The organism is Pseudomonas kitaguniensis, from assembly GCF_049199985.1.
Taxonomy (GTDB): domain Bacteria; phylum Pseudomonadota; class Gammaproteobacteria; order Pseudomonadales; family Pseudomonadaceae; genus Aquipseudomonas; species Aquipseudomonas kitaguniensis.
This window is the reverse complement of the sequence record NZ_JBLZPT010000005.1, coordinates 185,091-202,142: the sequence shown is the minus strand read 5'-3', so window position 1 is coordinate 202,142 and position 17,052 is coordinate 185,091. Positions and strand designations below refer to the sequence as shown.

General features: G+C 57.7%; 18 protein-coding genes. All 18 read right to left on the bottom strand.

Annotation, left to right across the window (positions count from 1 at the left end; genetic code table 11):
- Positions 1–515: 515 nt before the first annotated feature.
- Entirely contained in the window at positions 516–4,433 is a 3,918-nt protein-coding gene (locus ACOZK9_RS09840) for a TipJ family phage tail tip protein (protein ID WP_421555740.1), read from the bottom strand.
- Positions 4,434–4,492: 59 nt separating this feature from the next.
- Positions 4,493–5,104 carry a tail assembly protein gene (locus tag ACOZK9_RS09835; RefSeq protein ID WP_152750262.1) on the bottom strand — a complete coding sequence of 204 codons (612 nt, stop codon included), beginning with the start codon at positions 5,102–5,104 and terminating at the stop codon, positions 4,493–4,495.
- Between the two features lie 62 nt (positions 5,105–5,166).
- Positions 5,167–5,502, bottom strand: coding sequence for a hypothetical protein (locus tag ACOZK9_RS09830; RefSeq protein WP_152750260.1), 336 nt, complete (start codon positions 5,500–5,502; stop codon positions 5,167–5,169).
- A gap of 82 nt (positions 5,503–5,584) precedes the next feature.
- Entirely contained in the window at positions 5,585–6,091 is a 507-nt protein-coding gene (locus ACOZK9_RS09825; protein WP_421555739.1) for a hypothetical protein, read from the bottom strand.
- Positions 6,092–6,455: 364 nt separating this feature from the next.
- Complete coding sequence (locus tag ACOZK9_RS09820; protein WP_421555738.1) at positions 6,456–6,722, bottom strand: hypothetical protein; 267 nt, start codon at positions 6,720–6,722, stop codon at positions 6,456–6,458.
- Positions 6,723–7,222: 500 nt separating this feature from the next.
- On the bottom strand, positions 7,223–7,984 hold the full coding sequence (locus ACOZK9_RS09815; protein WP_152745108.1) for a C40 family peptidase: 762 nt from the start codon (positions 7,982–7,984) through the stop codon (positions 7,223–7,225).
- Between the two features lie 39 nt (positions 7,985–8,023).
- On the bottom strand, positions 8,024–8,545 hold the full coding sequence (locus ACOZK9_RS09810; RefSeq protein WP_099235200.1) for a hypothetical protein: 522 nt from the start codon (positions 8,543–8,545) through the stop codon (positions 8,024–8,026).
- 358 nt (positions 8,546–8,903) lie between these two features.
- Positions 8,904–9,656 (bottom strand): phage minor tail protein L, encoded by a 753-nt coding sequence (locus ACOZK9_RS09805; RefSeq protein ID WP_421555737.1) that lies wholly within the window; start codon positions 9,654–9,656, stop codon positions 8,904–8,906.
- Between the two features lie 11 nt (positions 9,657–9,667).
- Entirely contained in the window at positions 9,668–10,006 is a 339-nt protein-coding gene (locus ACOZK9_RS09800; RefSeq protein ID WP_058415656.1) for a phage tail protein, read from the bottom strand.
- A 3-nt stretch (positions 10,007–10,009) separates the two neighbouring features.
- Positions 10,010–13,486, bottom strand: a complete 3,477-nt coding sequence (locus ACOZK9_RS09795; RefSeq protein ID WP_421555736.1) for a phage tail tape measure protein — start codon at positions 13,484–13,486, stop codon at positions 10,010–10,012.
- Positions 13,487–13,496: 10 nt separating this feature from the next.
- Positions 13,497–13,790, bottom strand: a complete 294-nt coding sequence (locus ACOZK9_RS09790) for a DUF1799 domain-containing protein (RefSeq protein WP_122251279.1) — start codon at positions 13,788–13,790, stop codon at positions 13,497–13,499.
- A gap of 17 nt (positions 13,791–13,807) precedes the next feature.
- Entirely contained in the window at positions 13,808–14,197 is a 390-nt protein-coding gene (locus ACOZK9_RS09785; protein ID WP_421555735.1) for a phage tail assembly chaperone, read from the bottom strand.
- A gap of 2 nt (positions 14,198–14,199) precedes the next feature.
- On the bottom strand, positions 14,200–14,871 hold the full coding sequence (locus ACOZK9_RS09780) for a phage tail protein (RefSeq protein ID WP_421555734.1): 672 nt from the start codon (positions 14,869–14,871) through the stop codon (positions 14,200–14,202).
- 68 nt (positions 14,872–14,939) lie between these two features.
- Positions 14,940–15,359, bottom strand: a complete 420-nt coding sequence (locus tag ACOZK9_RS09775) for a phage tail terminator-like protein (protein ID WP_421555733.1) — start codon at positions 15,357–15,359, stop codon at positions 14,940–14,942.
- Positions 15,356–15,952, bottom strand: coding sequence for a hypothetical protein (locus ACOZK9_RS09770; RefSeq protein WP_421555732.1), 597 nt, complete (start codon positions 15,950–15,952; stop codon positions 15,356–15,358). Before ACOZK9_RS09770 ends, ACOZK9_RS09775 begins: the two co-directional genes overlap by 4 nt.
- Position 15,953: 1 nt before the next feature.
- Positions 15,954–16,346, bottom strand: coding sequence for a hypothetical protein (locus tag ACOZK9_RS09765; RefSeq protein WP_421555731.1), 393 nt, complete (start codon positions 16,344–16,346; stop codon positions 15,954–15,956).
- A 2-nt stretch (positions 16,347–16,348) separates the two neighbouring features.
- On the bottom strand, positions 16,349–16,726 hold the full coding sequence (locus tag ACOZK9_RS09760) for a hypothetical protein (protein ID WP_152750238.1): 378 nt from the start codon (positions 16,724–16,726) through the stop codon (positions 16,349–16,351).
- Between the two features lie 10 nt (positions 16,727–16,736).
- Positions 16,737–17,042 (bottom strand): HeH/LEM domain-containing protein, encoded by a 306-nt coding sequence (locus tag ACOZK9_RS09755; protein WP_099235211.1) that lies wholly within the window; start codon positions 17,040–17,042, stop codon positions 16,737–16,739.
- Positions 17,043–17,052 lie beyond the last annotated feature (10 nt).

Genomic DNA, 17,052 nt, shown 5'->3' with positions numbered 1-17,052 from the left:
CGCCCGGATTCGACTCGCTGTTCCTTAGGAAAATGCAGGGAGGCTCTAGAGTAGTTATCGCTGCCGGGAAATAAACGTTAATGGCGTACGCTGTAGCGGCGTACACGCCGCTATAAATAACGCACAGTCTAGGCGTCTCGGAATCTATCTGCACGAAGCCGCTGTCGTTTATAGCTTTGAGGCCGTAACTCAATTTTTATACCTCATTACAAGCAGTCTAAACTTCATAAGACTTCTCCAGTTTCCCGGCTCCCCCGGATTCTTGCCTCTAATTGTGACGACTCCAGGCGCTACGGACATGTAGGGAAGCGCGCTCGACGAGTTCTCACCTGCTGCCGGTTCCGTGGGTAGAATTACGGCGACGCAAGTATCTGCGCTAAATCCGGGTATGTTAACGGTTATAACGAGAGTAGAGGTCAAATCATAAAGCGCATTATGAACTATCTGATAAGTAAAACTATCTGTATCCATCTGGAGGGCGCTGTTCGCCCCCCATACTCGAACACCAAAACTCATTAGGAAAGCCTCCCCGCCATAAGCCTGAGGACCTCATTCAAATCGAACACAGCCAGACCGTCGTTGTTCAGCACGGAAGATCCGCCAGTGCCAGCACTACGAACAGTAAACGTACCTGCCGGTATGTTGATTTCGAGAAGTGGCCGGCCTTTCGAGTCGACAGTAGGCGAGCGCAGCACCATGCCCAGAATGATTTCCTGAACGAACGCCTTGCTGATGATCGCCGTGTTGAACACTGCCTGACCGTTCTCGATGACAAACATCGGAACAACCTTGCCGTCGATCTCGTTAACGACAGCCATCCGTTGAGCCATGATCAGGAACTCTGACTGCTCGCCGTTGATGCCGAAGGCCAGGCCTGTGGTGACCTTTCGCCCATCTACGATTGTTTGAGCCTTCAGGGTGACCTGAGACGATACCCTCCCGTCGAGCCCAACGAGGGTTTGGCTGACCTGCTGCACTGACGCGCTGGTTTGGCCGATGCTGGATTGCAGCGTTTCGGACGTCTTGGCCTGCGCCTCGTTGGCCGTCGCCTGCACTCTCTTCTCAGCAACGAATGTGGCCGTGGAATCCCACGCTTTGACGGCGTTGGCCAACTCGCCGGCGCCGTCGTCACCGCGCACCGAAGCGCGCAGCGTGTCATTGCTCGACGCCATTGAGGTGATCTTGCCGTCCAGGTTGATGACCTTCGTATCGAGCCCCGAGATCGCAATGCCCTGCCCAGTAATTACCTGAGCCTGGCCCGCGATGGTGCCTCCTTGCACATCAACCTTGTCCGCAGTGGTCTTGAGGTCGCTCTTGAGCTGCGTCACCTGAGTGGCCGCTGTCTCTCGGTTGGTTGCCACCACCTGCTCCAAAACAGTCAGCGACGACCTGTTGTCACCAATCTGAGCCCCGAGCGTTAGGAGCTGCTGGGCCGTGGCGAGAGTTTCAGACGCCCGCGTTTTTCGCTCAACCGCCAGATCGGCCGTGGAGTTCCAACCCTTCACCGCATCGGCCAGGTCGCCAGCACCATCATCACCGCGAGCAGCAGAGCGCAGCGCCTCAACAGACGAGGCTGTCGAAACAACCTTGCCGTCGATTTCCTCGATCTTGGTTTCGATGATCCGCACCTGGGAGGCCAGCGCGTTGGCTGTCTCCAAGATTGTGCCGATGTCGGTCCAGTAGGCGGCGTCAGGCGGCGTGGCACCGGCGGGCACCGTTCCTTTGGCCTGATACAAGCGTTGATCCAGGCGAACGATGTCACCCTTCGCATAAGCCTTAGCAGGGTCGTATGCCAAGGCATCACTCACCTGCTTGATCAGGTCCTCCAGTTCCTGCTTGGCCTCCTCCAGGCGATCATTTACAGAGCCTGGGCCGTCGCCGGAAATCAGCTCGATCTCTTCGCGCAAACTCTGATACAGCGCGCCCTTGCCGATCTTGTCGGCGTAGTATTTCTCGTACTCGCTTTCGTCCGAGCTGGCTTGGCCGTTCACCGCGCCAGGCACAGGGAAGAATGGGCCGATGTTCCCGGTACGGTCCACGAGGCGCGCCCAAAAGAACAGGCTCGCACCTGCCAGCAGCGCATGCATCTCGTGCGTGGCCTGCGGGTAGCTGAAGTCGCTCAGCTTGATCGCAGTGGTGAGGTCGGCTGATTGGCTATACCAGATCTCCGTGCGCTGGGTGTCCTCGGCGCCTGGCGGGAATCCCCACTGAATGCCGATGCCATAGACCAAGCTGGTGGTGGTCAAGAACGACACCGCCGGCGGCAAGCCGACCTTCCCTTCCAGATTGGTCAGGTTTGAGCTTTTCCAGATGGAAGATATTTCAAAGGCGCTGACCGATCTTACCCGGGCCAGATAGGCGCCCGAATAAATCCCGGTGACATCGACGCTCGTAGAGCCCGTGCGTTGCACCTTGATCCAGTTACCGCTGTCCTTGCGCCACTCCACGTCATAAGCGGTAGCGCCGCTCATGGCGGGCCACGAAATGTTCATGGTGCTGATGGCAATGCCCTGATTCACGGCGTAGCTCGACGTCAGCGTAACGCTTGCCGGTGCTGGAACGATCGTTATCGGGATAACACTGATCGGCCGCTCTTCCAGGCGCGCGCCGGTATCGATGTGCGCAAACTTGCTCGGGTCGTATTGCACGGCCGAGATTTCGAAAACACCAGGCTCTGGTCTCGCCACGCTCACAACGCGGTACAGCGGGATAGCCAAGTCATCAGCATCCAGCGCCCAGACCAGCTCACGCTCCGGCGCCACCGAGTAGGCCACGGTCACAGTGACCTGCCGGCCGCTAACCATTTGCACGGTGCGCCCCTCGCACTTACCATCGGGCAGATTCAGGATCAGCCGATCGCCAGGCTTGGCCTGGGTATCGCGATCCAAGGTGATGACTTTTCCATTTACCGCCGAAACGCGACCGCCCACAGGCCGCCCAGCGAGCAGTTCGTCGGCGATTGGGATTACGTAGCCTGGCAACGGAATGCGTCCGTCCAGCCCAACCTTAAACGTCACCGCCCGATCCTTGGAGTTTGTGAGCAGCGCCCATTTGCCCCGGCGCTGAGCCTCGGATTCGCGGGTGCAGCCGATAGCGCTGATCTCGAGTGGGTTATCGCCGTATCGGCGCTGCAACTTCTGGTCGGCGACGGCCGTTACATCGGTGTCGTAGTTATTCAGCGGGTTGTCGTAGCTGACCAGTGCGCGCGTATAGCGGGTGCGCTCCGATGCGCTCGAGTAGGTGAACGGCTGCTTTCCTTCCTTGATCACATTCGCCCCGGTGTAAGCGAAGTCGAAGTCGGTGGCGCGCGGCATGTCCGAGAGAGTGAATACCTGGCCTTGAGCCCAGTAAGTCATGCCACGGTAGATCGCCGAGATGTCACGCAGCAGAGACCAAGCGTCAGCCTTGCTTTGCAGGTTCAGGTTGCAGATGAAGCGCGGCTCTTGACCACCCTTCCCGTCCGGCACCATCTGGTCGCAGTACTGCGAGATCCGGTAGAGCTCCCACTTGTCCACCATCCACGGCTTGATGCGCCGGCCGAGGCCGAAACGGTCGTTTGTGGTGATGCCAAGCGTTGCCCACGTTGGGTTGTTGGTGTACGCCTCTTTGAAGGTGCCATCCCATACGCCTGTGTAAGTGCGAGAGGACGGATCGTAATTGCTCGGCACCAACCATTTGCGCCCCTTGCAACCGACTGTCACGGCTGGAATGCTGCGGAATTGCTCTGCTGAAAATTCGATGTATAGCAAAGCGGTGTTCGGGTAACGGATCTTGGCGTCGATGACTTCCGAGAAACCAGCAATCTGCATCGTGTCGGAGATTTTGTTGTTGTTCTGGTTGATCGTCAGTCGCGTGATGCGCATCAACCAACCGGTGGTTGCCTTGGGCAGGTCGATACGACGGGTGCGCTCGTACACGGTCGTGGTCTTGCCATCGACAGCCTCACTCAGCACTTGCTGGTAGGCGCCACCGTCAGTGGCTACCTCGACCGTGTATTCGATTCGGTAGCCATTGATATTGCCACTGGCGTCGACCGACTGGAGTACCGGCCAAGCAAAACGTACGCGTACAGCGGAAAGCTGTGTGTTGTTAAACGCCCGCACCCACGGAGTTCCACTGCGAAGGTCAGTGCCGATCGTGGTTTCGTTATCGATCGACGGGATGCCCTGGATATGGGGCTGGTCGACAGCCCCGGTGCGCCACTCCCACTTCACGTTCGGGAAGTTCATATTGCCTTGCGGGTCTTGCAGCGGCGTGTTGTCGAGATAGATGTCGCGCGCGGTCGGCGTGCCTTCAAACTCGCCCTCGCCGATAGCTATGAGCATCTTGGCAACGGCGACAGAGCGCAGACTGTCCGGAGCTTCGGTTGGATTCTTTGGCTTTTCGGAACCGCCTTTGGCGCCGTAGACATCGATCTTGCGTGCTGCGCCCATGCTTTTCTCCAGGCAATAAAAAGCCGCCTCGTGGGCGGCTGCTGTGATTCTGACTTCGATTACATCTGGTCTTCGGCGTAGATGGCGGCACTGATGATTGCGCCACCCCACCGACGCTCCCCGATGCACAGCGGTACTGGGTTGCCGGATGCAGTCGTGTTCTTGGCGCTGCCGAAGGCGTAGCCGGGCGTATTCTCCGGCGCAGCGCTGGTCTTAAGGCCGCCGGCCTGTGGGCTGAGCAACTGGATTACGCCGCCGGCGACAAGGCCTATACCGCCAGAAATCATGGCAGCGCCTAAGGGCGCCGCAAGGCCAAACGACATTCCACTGACGACAATGCCGGCCACAATCATTACAGCGCCCACTATCGTTTGAAGTACGCCGGCGCGCTTGCTACCGGTAATCACTGGAGCGATGCGGATATCTCCCAACCCTTCAAAGCCCAGTTCCTTTTCTTCGAGGTTTTTGCTTCCTCGAAACAGTGCAAACTCGATCCCTCTCGACTTTGCATTAGAGATAAACCGCTCAAATCCTGGGATTTGAACACAGAGCGCTTTTATGGCTTCTGCGGGCGTTCGCACGGCCAGTCGAAAAGAGCGTCCGAATTGCCGAAGTTGCCCATACAGCAAGATCGTAGTCATTGGTTGATATTCGATAGCGAGTGCGGCCATTGCTTTTCTCCAAGTGTAAAAAAGCCGCCTCATGGGCGGCTTTTATTTTAGCGATAATGTATTTAGATGCAGGCCTTGGCAGCGTCCTTCCAACCAGCCGTTCCGGCCCAGTCCATTGGGAGAAAAACTTTCACAAGCGACCCGCCTGAAGATTTATCTACAATTGCGAGAGCGACAACCCCGGTAAAAGCTGTCGAAGCGGAAAGCTTATAGCCACTCTCCGTTTCTAAAGAGCTAGTTGACGGGTTGAATTCCTGCCATTTTGGGCCAAGGCAGCGAGCATACTGCTGTGGTGTCTTCTGCGATTGCGCGGAAAAGGAAGGCGCCCCCTGCTGCACTCCAGATGTCGAGCACCCCGCCAGCACCATCATCGCTACCGCCGCTATCAAAATCCGCATGTCGTTCCCTCTTTGGTTTGGCGGGACTGTAGCATTGCGGGGTGGATGTAAAAAGCTTAGTGCGAGATGAAGGCTTGTTAAGCTACGACTCAGCGCGGACGCCATGGGCGAGTCGATGGATAGAAATCTGAACTTGATCAGCGCTAACGCCATAACGCCTTGCAACGGCTCTGGATGCCTCTTCAAAATCCAAAGATGGCGGAAGAGGGCATGGCCGGACAAGCGTAGATTCATCGATCAGAGATTTCTCCACTATCTCCTTTTGAGAATTGTGTAGCCAAATGTTTTCTTTGAGATTTTTGCTAATCGCCAACGATAGCAAATACACGCGCTCAGAAAATTTCGAAAAAATAACTGTGCGTTGACCGCTTTCACTGGCGCTCAAACGCCAATCACTAATTTCCGCAATAACTTTCCACTCATCATTCACCGCAACAGCCACATAGCGATACTTCAACATTGCCTCGAACGAGAAATCGTAGCCTTCCGGAAGTTTAAACTCCCAAGAGGATCGTAACTTCAGATATTCATCATCGTCTAGGTGCAGAATGAGACCGATATTTTCTTTCTCAAGATAAGTTAATACCATGATTTTTCAAGCTCCATTTGTGACGACTTGCAATGATCTCTCAATGGGTTGTGTAAGGCCATCCTGGCCAGGCATCCAGCGTGGATGGAATACCAGTGGCGTAGCGCCAGCGTACAGGAGTAGTTTCTTCCTTCGTCAAATCAAGGATCAGCCATGCTAATCAAAAGTCTCTCTAAAAACTTGCCGCCAGATCCTGACAACAAAGGCTGTGTCCTTGGTTGGGCAGTACTGAGAGAGCGCCCTGCCGTTTGGCACCTCATTGACGTGTATGCGAGCAAGCACATAGCTGACGCTGCAGCATCCCACCTCAACAATGAATACGCCGTGAGATATGGCTCTCATAGGCTGGGCACGGATGACTTCGTCAGCGGACTGACGTCGCCTGCCTAACCTCAGCTTTCTCAAAAAGAACTCGACCCGGCCCAGAAGCAACAATGGCCGTAAGCCCAGGCTTGCCAGTGTAGGCGCGGGCGTAGCCATCTTTGCTCTGGCACTTGCCTGAAGACCTCACTCGATCAATCTCGACACCGCCATACAGAATGGCGACCTCGTTTTCAGCTCCAACGACACCGGCATCGGTGATGATGAAGAGGTCGTAAATGGTCAGCATGTAGGTTTGGCTTGGCGGCATGCGGCCCTCCTTCTGCCTTGCGGGCAGCGAAAAATGAATTTAAGGATTTAACTGCTCTACGCCTGAAATCTCTAGGTTCGGAGTTGCGCCAGTCTCGGCGCGTATAAAGCAAGGAAAACAACAATGCTGCTAGGTAAAATTCAATTCCCCTATGTTCTCTTATCATCGAATTTAAATCTTTCCAGCAGATGCCATGAATTCGCGCTGGGTGGAGTTGAGACCGGTCTAGGGGTTAGCACTTTTCGCTCGGAGAGTGACCTCGCAACGATTTTTGAATCTCTGTGCACGGTTTCAACCGATTTTTCTTTGATACAGACAGAGGGCGTAAAATACTCGGGCGACAGACGCTTCTCGAGAATATTCGGGCATATCACATAGGTCAGGATCAGCAGCCAATCCAGCTCAGTTCCCCGTGATCGATTGCGATATATACCCCTCTTTCATACGCTATGGGCCGCTGGGAACATCTTCAGCGTCTCACTCGTAAGCTTCGAAAGATTTCAGCTCTCTACGCAGAGTTTGTGCCTCAGGATCAAGCGAGTTCGGTCGTACCACGGACCGCCAAAAACGACGATCTCAGACGGCCTGCCGTATAGGTGGTGCAGCAGAAATGGGCCGGGGCCGAACGCTCCCGACTCTTCGCCGGGTAGCGCCGGATCAGTACCCAAGTAGATACCGGCGTGGTTCGGGTGCACCGTTCGACCGACATGCATAACGATCATATCCCCGCGCTGAGGCCGGTCCACGCGCACAAAGCCTGCGGCCTCGTAGTTTGCCTCGTACAGGCTGGCGTTTTCCGCGCTCTCCCACCAGCCATCAGCTCGCTGGAAGGCTTCAAACTCCAGTCCCCACTCACGCTGATACCAGTCAGCGCAAACCTGCCAGCAATCCCAGGCACCGTGCACAAACGGGCGCTTCAGCAGCGGCGTGCTGCCGGTTGGCGTGATGGTGCGCAAATCCCCCTCAGGCCACGACAAGATATGCCAGGGCAAGGCAGTGGCCTCGCACATGGCCAAGTCGTGCGGCGACGGCCTGCTGGTGGCATCCGGATGCGAGTGAACGATGCCGATCACCTCGCCCGCGTCTTCCGCCGCCGCGTAATCCTCTGGATCAAGCCGGAACTCTTCTTTTGGCTCCGTGGCGATGTTCCGGCACGGAAAGTACTTCTGCGCGCGCCCGACCGCCAACAGCAAGCCACAGCACTCTTTCGGATACTCGGCTGCCGCGTGCGCCTGGATGGTGGTGATGATGTGTTTTCGCATTATTTGCGCCCACTAAAAAGGGCGCCGAAGCGCCCTTGGTTAAGCAAACATTTTCCCGGATTGCGGAGGCCTAAGTAGTGCCCGTCCGATAATTCCAGCCTTTACTCTATTGCGCATGGTCGCCTGGCTCACTCCGGCTATTTTCGCCCACTCAACGACTGTTTTCTCTTCGCCATCGATCAGCAGAGTCGCATTATGTTTGCGCACGGGCTTTGAGGCTGCCTCATCAGGAGTCATCCCAGCATCGAGGCGGTTGTAAAACGTAGATTCTTTTATGCCAGCCTCGCGCCAAACACTGGCGATATGCCTCTGATTGCCGAGGCGCGTGACAATGGCATTGTTCCGCTTATGCTCGCCCTGACCTAGAGCGTCAGTCCATCGGCAGTTTCCTGGCTCGTAATCGCCATTCTCATCAAGCCGGTCGATGCTCTGGCCTTTCTCCTTCGCCCCCATTCCGGCGACGAATCCCGCAATGTCTTGCCACTCATTACACACCCGAATACCTCGACCTCCGTAATCTTTGTAGTCTTTGGAATCAGGGTTGTAGCAGCGATCGATCATCGCCTTCCATGTCCCATAGGCAGAGTGCCTGTGTAGTCCGTGGGTAGTGTGGGTTTCTTTAACCCGCATTCTCATAAAGCAGCCGCAAGACACTTGTACGCCACACACGAGCGCAGATCTTTGGACGACTCGGGAATTGCCGCATACACATCGGCAGTCCCAAAGACTGACCCTATAAGGTCTATCGTTTGGCGCTTCGCTGACCACCGTGAGCCTGCCAAACTGCAAGCCCACTAAATCTTTTGGGTATTTCCTCTTCAATTCACACCCCTAAAGCGTGAGACCTAACTGAAAGGAGTGGCAGGTCGGTTAGGTGCCGACTTTTCGGGTTGCATGCCCTAGCCACATAGTCATTCTACTACGATCTGGACACGAGGCTCACAGCCGGAAATCCGCCGAAACTGAGCTCGTTGTTCTCTCCGAAGCGCAACTTGCAGGACGACAGGCAGCCCTTGCACTGGTCGAGCGTTGGGTCATCCGTGGGGTTGTCCTCGTCGTCGAACATCGCCGCGCCGGTGTAGCCACAGTCAGGCCCGCGGTAGCCATTGGTCATGGCCCAGTGGCAGAAGGTCGTCATCTGCCGACCGGGCAGCCCGTGGTTGTCGATCTCGCCGGGGGAAGAAAGCTCCCAGACCACGGCCTCGCCGTCCTCGCTGGTTTTCTGGTCGATGTACCAGATTTCCAGCGCCTCCTGTGTTGGGTCAGCAGTTGGGTTGCCATCGGGGAAGTTGGCCGCATCCAGATACTGTGCCAGGGTTTCGCGCACCGTCAGTTTGAACTTCAGCATGTCCTCGAAGGCAAGGCACAGTGCCGTAACGCGCCCGTTGATGTTGCCGGCGGCGAAGGTAGGCCGGGAGGCGCTACCGTCGCTGCTCGAGGAAATACCCTCCATTTGCACCGGCCACGCCGCGTACTCCTCTCCCTGCCACCAGATCGACTTCGCCGGTAGGTCTTCTTCCGAATGCTCGTAGGCAAGCAGTTCCTCCGGCGTATGCGGAATAGCGTGACCGTGGAAGCGCAAGTAATCGGCGCCGTATTCGGTCCCGTCAATTTCGAACAGGCGGATCTCGCCGCCGGGCTCCAATTTCTGGATGTCCGTTATCAGTGACATGCGCGGTTATCTCAGGGATGAAAGGTTTGTTGGAATGTTGCTGTGATGGCGTAGACCTGGCCGCCTCGGTGAACCGGCTTGTAGCCGTTGCACTTGTATAAGCCGAGATCGCCCAGCGGGGGCTCCCACAGGAAACCCTTGGAGCCTTTATGCCGATCGAGGAACACCATTATTTCCTTGATGCGGGGCTTCATGCCGGTGAACGTGACCGGCCAAGATTGGGCTCGGCTATTGATCCCATCCTCGACCGACTGCTCGTAGCCGTCCCCGAACTGCTTGGAGCGGACGCGCTGGGTGATTTCCCCCTCCGCGCCTTTTTCCGTTGCCCAGGTGAATCGCTCGATTGCCATAAATCATCCTTTTACGTTTCGGCTGCTCACGCCGCCTTGGCGCCAAGACTTGGCGATCTCTTCTTTCGCAACGGTGCGCATGCGCTCCTGCATGTTTCGCTGGAACAGTTCGGTATCGAGTTCGTCGCCTTCCGACTTGCCCGATTCTTCGTCTGTCATGACCATGATCGGCATTGAAAGACTGACGGAGGTGCCGCCGCCACCGCCTACCGACATAACGCCCAGCTTGCCGTTGGCCGTGCGCGTCAGAGGCATGATCGCCTCGTCTCCAGCCTCGCCCATGACACCGGTTTTGCCGTTGGCCATGCCGAACGCAGTGGGTTTACTTACGACGGAGTTGGTAAAGGCGCCGCCGTCGGCAAACATCTGCACGCCTTTGGACCAGGCGCCGCCTTCAGCCTGGAGGTAAGTCGACGAGTAACCCGCTTGGGAGGCGCCGAGGTTCGATGAGACTGCACCGGCTGATCCCGCCGCTAATCCATTGCCCGTGCCCGCGGCAGCGCTTCCACCGAAATAGGTGGCCGTTGCGCTGACCAAGCTACTCAGCAATGCCGAACTGGCCTGACGGGTAGCGATACGCGCCATATCCGCCAAAATCGACTTAGCGAAGTCCGAGAACGATGCTTTGCCGGTCATTGCAAAGTTGACGACCGCATCCTCCATGCTGCTGAAAGCATTGCCGAACAGGCTTTTTGTCTGCCCAGCGATGTTGCGAGCCGAATCGAGGTAGTTTTCCCAAGCTGCTGAGGCGCCTTTCGTCCAATCGCCCTGAGCGGCTTCAACGTCCGCATAGTTCTGCCGGATCTGGTCGGTAGCGTTTTTGTTCGCATCTGCGAGCGCCTGAGATTTGCGCTTGAATTCCTCCTCCGACATATTTCGCGACGGGTCGGACTTTTGATTCGCTAGCTCCAGCGCCTGCTGAGCAAACCGGTCTTGCTGGCTGTTCAGCTCACCGTTAAGTGCGTTCTGGCGGTCACCCTGGCCAACGCCAACTACGGCGCGCTGCCCGGCAAGCTCCAGAGCGCGCTGCTGCTGTCCAAGTGCCTGGACGTAAGAGGCGATTGACCGCTCCTGTTTCGCCAGGCGCCCCGTCTCGCTCGTCGCCAGCACTTCAAGCTGGCTATCAGCATCCTTCTGAGCCTTGACCATACCGGCGCGTGCGTCGGCGATCTTCTGGTCCAATTGGATGCTTTGTGCGGCGGTGGTTGTCTTCTTACCCTGGGCGGTTTCTAGAGCGGAGATTTCCGCCTCGTATCCGGCGGTGACCTCGTCCTTCTCAGCACGGATCAAGACTGCGCGCTGCGTTGCGTAATCAGCCTGCGAGATCAACCCGGCTTTCTGCGCTGCGTCCAACTGCCTAAAGGTGTTGGTGTACTGGTCCTGAATACCCTTGAGCGCGTTCTGGGCGTCGTTATATGCCGTGAGGTCTACAGCGCCAGCGGATGCAGCTTGGGGGTCTTTGTTCTTGTCCTTGATGTTCTGAAGGGTTTTGGCGACATAGTCGGCCTGAACCTTTGGATCATCAGGGTTGGCTTTTTTCAGCACCTCGACGTCGCGCAGGTACGCTTTGGTCAGCTTGTCGCGCTTCTCAGCGTTGCTGAGCATTGAGTCGCTAATTTGCTTAAGCCGCTGCTCAGCCTCGATCCCCTCTTTCTGGCTTTTGGCATTGTCGCTATTGCGCTTTAACTCCTCGTCCTGGGCTGCCTTCTTGTCCTGCAGCAGGCTCAACTCGTCTTTGAGTGCCGTCAGGCGAACTTTCGCGTCGCCTTCCTCAAAGCCTGTTCCGACAGTCGATTCCAGGTAAGCGATTTTCTGATTGAGTTCTGTGACCCGAACGGCATCACCCTGGTCCCTGCCAATGTTCTTGATCGCATCCAGCGATTTCTTGGCCTCATCGGTGATGCCCTTCCAGGCTTTCTCGACGAAACCCAGGTTGTCGGTGATCTCCGTGGATCGGCTTTTAACGGTATCCGCGTAAGTATCAGTAAGCAGCTTTGCGGCGCCAATGGTGTCGCCCTGCTCCTTAAGAGCAACGATTTGCGAGTAAACCGAAGCCGTCAGGAAGTGATACTGATCGTTCAGTTCCTTCGCGGCCGCAACTGGGTCCTTAGCGATCTTGACGAACTCAGCAATGGTCGCGTCCACCGACTTGCCAGTAGCGTCTTCCATCGCCGCGGCGGCATCCGCGATAACCTTGAAGCTGTCGCCCGCGATAACTCCGCTGGACGCCAACTTGGTAAGCGATGCGGCCGCCTCGCTGGTGGTGCCATTCGTCGCGCTGACCTGTTGCGCCAGATCAGCCAAGCGACTCGCAGATGTTCCTGCGTAATTGCCGGTCAATATCAGTGCTTTGTTGTACTCGTCCGCCTCCTGACTGCCGGTCTTGTAGCCGTAGACCATGGTGCCGAGCGACACGACCACGGCGGCCAGCGCGAGGGCCATACCAGCAGCGCCGAACGTGACCCCGCTCATTGCGGGGCGGATAGCGCCTACGGCCTTCTGCGCGTTCTCGGCCGCCTCCGCAGCTGTGTTCGAGCTTTCAGCCAGGTCCGACAGACTTTCACTTGCCTCGCCAGCGCTTTCAGCGGTGTCCTTCGCGCCGGAGGCAATACCCGCAAGCGACTCTCCCAATACAGCCGCACCGGCGCCGCCGGAAAACAACGAGCGGAACTTGTCCCTGAGTGCGTCCATCGTCGGCCCGATGCCGCCGAACGAATCTTTTATCTGACCGCCCTGCTGGATGAGTACCATCAGCGGGTTTTGCCCGCCTGCCAGGCTGGTGAAGATGTCAGTGAACTGTGCTGGAAGCTGACGCAGCGCCGCCTGTGTTTGCCCGGAGCTGACGCCAGTTTTTCTCAACCCCTCGTCGAACTCCCCCAGCTTCTGGCGGGAGGCGTCGATGCGAGCGGAGTACTCGCGGAAGGTGTCGGCATCAATGACGCCGGCGGCCTTGTATTTCTGCAGCTGAGCCTGCTGCTGATCGAGCTTATCGAGCGCAGCCATTGTTGGGTTGAGTTTACCGAGCAGCTCTTGCAAGCCTTCGGCCTGGGCGCCGGTCGCTGCCGCCGCCTTCTTGGTCGCCTCGGCCTGGCGATCTGTCGAGCCGATCAGGGCGTCGGATTCAGCCTGTAGACGGCGCTGGAGCGCAGCCAAGCTGCTTGCCGACGAACCGGACGACTCCATCGCCGAAGCATTGGTGTTCACGCTGGTGGTCAGGCGCTGGTAATACTCACTCGACTCCAACGAGGCTTTCGCCGTGGCCAGCAATCGCGCCTTGGCTTCGTCGAGAGACTCGGACAGCTTGCGCTCTGATGCCGAGAGGTCGGATGCAGCGGTTGCAGCCTTGTCAAAACCAGACGCCACACCATCAGCGGCTTTCTCAGCCTTGGCACCAGCCTTTGCAAGATTCTCCAGATCGGAGGTGGCCTTGACCGCTTCGCCTGAATTTACCGCAATGCCAAGCTCAGCGATCGTAGACATGAGTGCTCCATTATTTCGATTGCTCAGACATAACGAGCAACGCCTCGGCCTCCATTATTTGAAGGTCGGGGAAGATCTCTCTGAGTTGTTTTTTCTTCATGCCGATCAGCTCGGCAACGCTGGTGATTGCGGTGTAATCAATGCCGGTCGCGCCGCACGCGCCGGTGCGCCACTGTGTTGAGAGGCCGTCGAACAAGCGGAACGCAGGCCAGACACACGGCCACACCTCAAACGCTTCTTCCATGTCCGAGGCGTCGAGACCGAATGCCGCCAACTGCTCGGCACTCGGAGGGGGCTCATACAGGGCGCGTGCGACGCGGATCAGTTTCCCGTGCGGGCCGGTGCGTAAGCCGCTTGATAGGCCGCGACAATGGCCTCACCGGCGCCGGCAGATGTTTCCACCAGCGCGCGGATCGACTCAGGGCTCAGCTTGTCTTCAAACCCCCAACCTTCAACCAATGCCTGGACCTGATCTGCCTGGCGCTCAATGTCCGCATCAGTGATGTCGACCAGAGTCAAATCATCAGCTTTGGCCTTGAAAGCCTCCTGATCGTCCTTTGCCCGTTGCTGCCACCCCGCAAACAGGGCCGCCAGCTCATTGCGGTTTCGATACTTGAACTCAAACGGCACCTTGATGAATGCACCGCCAACGCGCGGAATTTCCACATCCGCATTGAAGGTAGCGCCTTGCGCGATCTTGAACTTCGCCATGATCAGCTACCCCCGCCAGCAGCCACTGGCGCGCGGTACGCGGTAATCTCGGCGTTAATGGTGAAGCCAAATGTCACAGCTGCACCCTCGTTGCGCACCAGCGTTGGGGTTTTGTTGAACGACGGGTAACCGGCGTAGTAGATCGTTTTACCGTTGGGCAGAGACATGCGCAGAATCCGCACTTCCTTCTCACGATCAGCCTTATCCAATTCTTCGTACCAGGCCAGGCTGTCGTCGTCGGCGAGCTGGAACGCAAACGCCTGGGCATTCTTGGTAGTCGGAATCTGCTTGTCGCGGCGAGCCTCCAGCGGTGCATACGTCCAGTATTGCTGCTCACCGCCAGACATCGAGTTACCGATCACCTGGTTCACCGCAACCCAGCCGGTGACCTTTTTGGCAGTGCCCGCGCTGATGCCGTCCGGAAAGAACGCAACGTTCGAGGTATCGATGCCTTCCAGCGTGAAGGCTCCGGCTGCAGCGTTGGATACGCGCACGGCTCGCTCGTTGATGTCCTCCCAGCCCGAAGTAACCAGCAGGATGTCACCGTTGGAGAAACCGTTGGCCAAAGCCGTGGCCACGCCCGGATTTGCGTTGCTGATGGCGGAGATCAACTTGGCGGCAGCAAAGCCGGTTGAGATCGCAAGTGTTGCCCCGTTGGGGAAGTAGATCGACATGGGTTTTCCTCTTTGCAGAAATGACAAAACCCGCACTTGGCGGGTTCAGGATTTGCCCAACGGGCGGATTATGGTGTGGTGTCGGTCCGGTACGAGAACGACAGCGGGACGGTGTAGGTGGAGTCGCTGGTGATACCTGGCCCCTGATCTACCGGCGTCATGGGCGTGACAACGAAGCCGTTTTTCGTGTCGCGCACATACAGCGGGAACAGGTCTGTCAACTCAGCCACAATCGGATTCGTCTTGGTCTTGCCGGTGCCCGCCGGAGCGATGATGCTCACCTGGAACACGCCGGTGAACAGCCGGTGATCACCGCCGAGCGTGTTGCTCGCGGTGTCGCCCGGGATCGTGAACGCCCTCAGGTAGGTCTCGTCCGCCGCCGGCGTGTAGGCCGTGTTCTCGAAGACGATCTTCAGATTATCCGACCTGGCAGCGTTCCAGGCGATGAGCTTTGCCTCGTAGATCGAAGCGATGATTGCGTGACTCATACCTGGTTGTTCCTGATGGCCTCCAGCACGATCTGCTGGAAGCGGGCCACGGTGACCCGGACCATACCGCCGGGTGCTTGGGTCGAATGGCCGAACTCCAGCGGGATGGCATAACCGAGGCTGTTGGTGATGTAGCAGGTGTCGCCCGCCTTGAATTCGATAGCGCCGGAGGTAATGCGCGCCGTCGACTTGACGCCGCTCGGGTCGACTTCTTCAGTTGTGCTGCCGTCCGGGGTGCCGATACTGAACATCCAGTTCCCGCGAAACCTGCCGCCCACGTAGCCTGCGGGCGCCGCAATGTCCATGCTGTCGTGCACCTTGCGCCCTGGCTTTAGCCTGCCTGCCTTTGTGAGGTTGGCCGGGTCGCTACGCAGCGCGCTGTTGTGATCGTCGACGGCCTTGTTGTACTGGGTCGCCACAGCGTTCTGCGCCCAAATCTCCGGGTTACCCACGGGGGACATGCGGATCAGGCTGCTGCCGACCTCAATGATGATCTCGCGCATGCTTGCGTCGAGGGCTTCGGTAGCCTGCGCGGCGAACGCGGCCAAGCTCAGTGCGAAGCTGCCGGACTGGCCGGCGCCTTTGCTTGCCATCTCACTTCCTCAGTTGCGCGGTCCATGTTGCGTCAGCAGGATCGGCAGACACGTTCATCACCCGGAGGCCGTTGATAATGTCCCCGATAACTGGTAACGCTGGTACCGCCGTTGGCAGACCAGCCTCGGAGACGAACAGCTCGTTTTGCAGTACCAGAAGCTTTTTGTCGGTGGACTGAATCAGGCTGCCGTCGATTTCCTTGGACAGGTAGCTGCCCAGAACTCCGCGCCCCGTGTAAGTCAGGGTGGTCTCCGGCGTTTCGCCACCCAAGTCAGGGTCATACTCGCCAGCAACCTTACGCACGCCCGCCACCGGCTTTACCGCGTCCGCCAGGCCATCAGGATCGTCGAACGCTTCAGCCAGGTCGGCCTGGATCTCTTCACGCATGCCCATTATCAGATCCTTTTCAGCATCATCACGCCGGAGCGTTTGATCCAGGGTGCCAGCAGGGCTAGTGCGAAATTCTCGCCCGCGGACTGATCGGTAGAGCCTGCCACGTAGGTCTTGCTTACAGACGTGCCGGACTGAGCCGAAACCGTCTTGCTCTGCACTTCCTTCTGCGTGGACGTGTACAACTTGCCCGCCGCAGCCTCTTTGGCGACCTGGGCGCCGGCTGTTTTGATCTCCGTCGGGACCAGATCGGGAACAGCCCGCTTAATCTTGGCCGTGAGCCAGGCGTTGGCCATGGTCACAGCAAGGACCGGATCACCGGTGCCCGCCCAGCCAAGACCCAGCGAGGCGTCAACATCGGCAACGGTGATGAAATCGGTCATATGCTTGTCCTTATTCCGCTGGCACCAGGGCCTGCAGGTCTTCTTTCCTGGCGGTTGGGTCGAAGGTAATGCCCTTCGCGGTCAGCCACTCTTTCAGCTCGGGGACCTTCATTTTGAGAGGGTCGGTTTCAGGGATTTCCTGCTCCTTGCCATCGGAAACCTTGATGCCGGCTGCTTGGTAGGCATCGAAGATATTCGGTGCATCGCCATCAACGACCACCTCGGTCGCGGACCCGATGACGCCGAAGAATTCGCTCAGCAGGCGGTAGCATACGCCGCGCTCTTTGCCCGGCTTGTCCGTGTAGATCACTTTCATGAGTCACCTC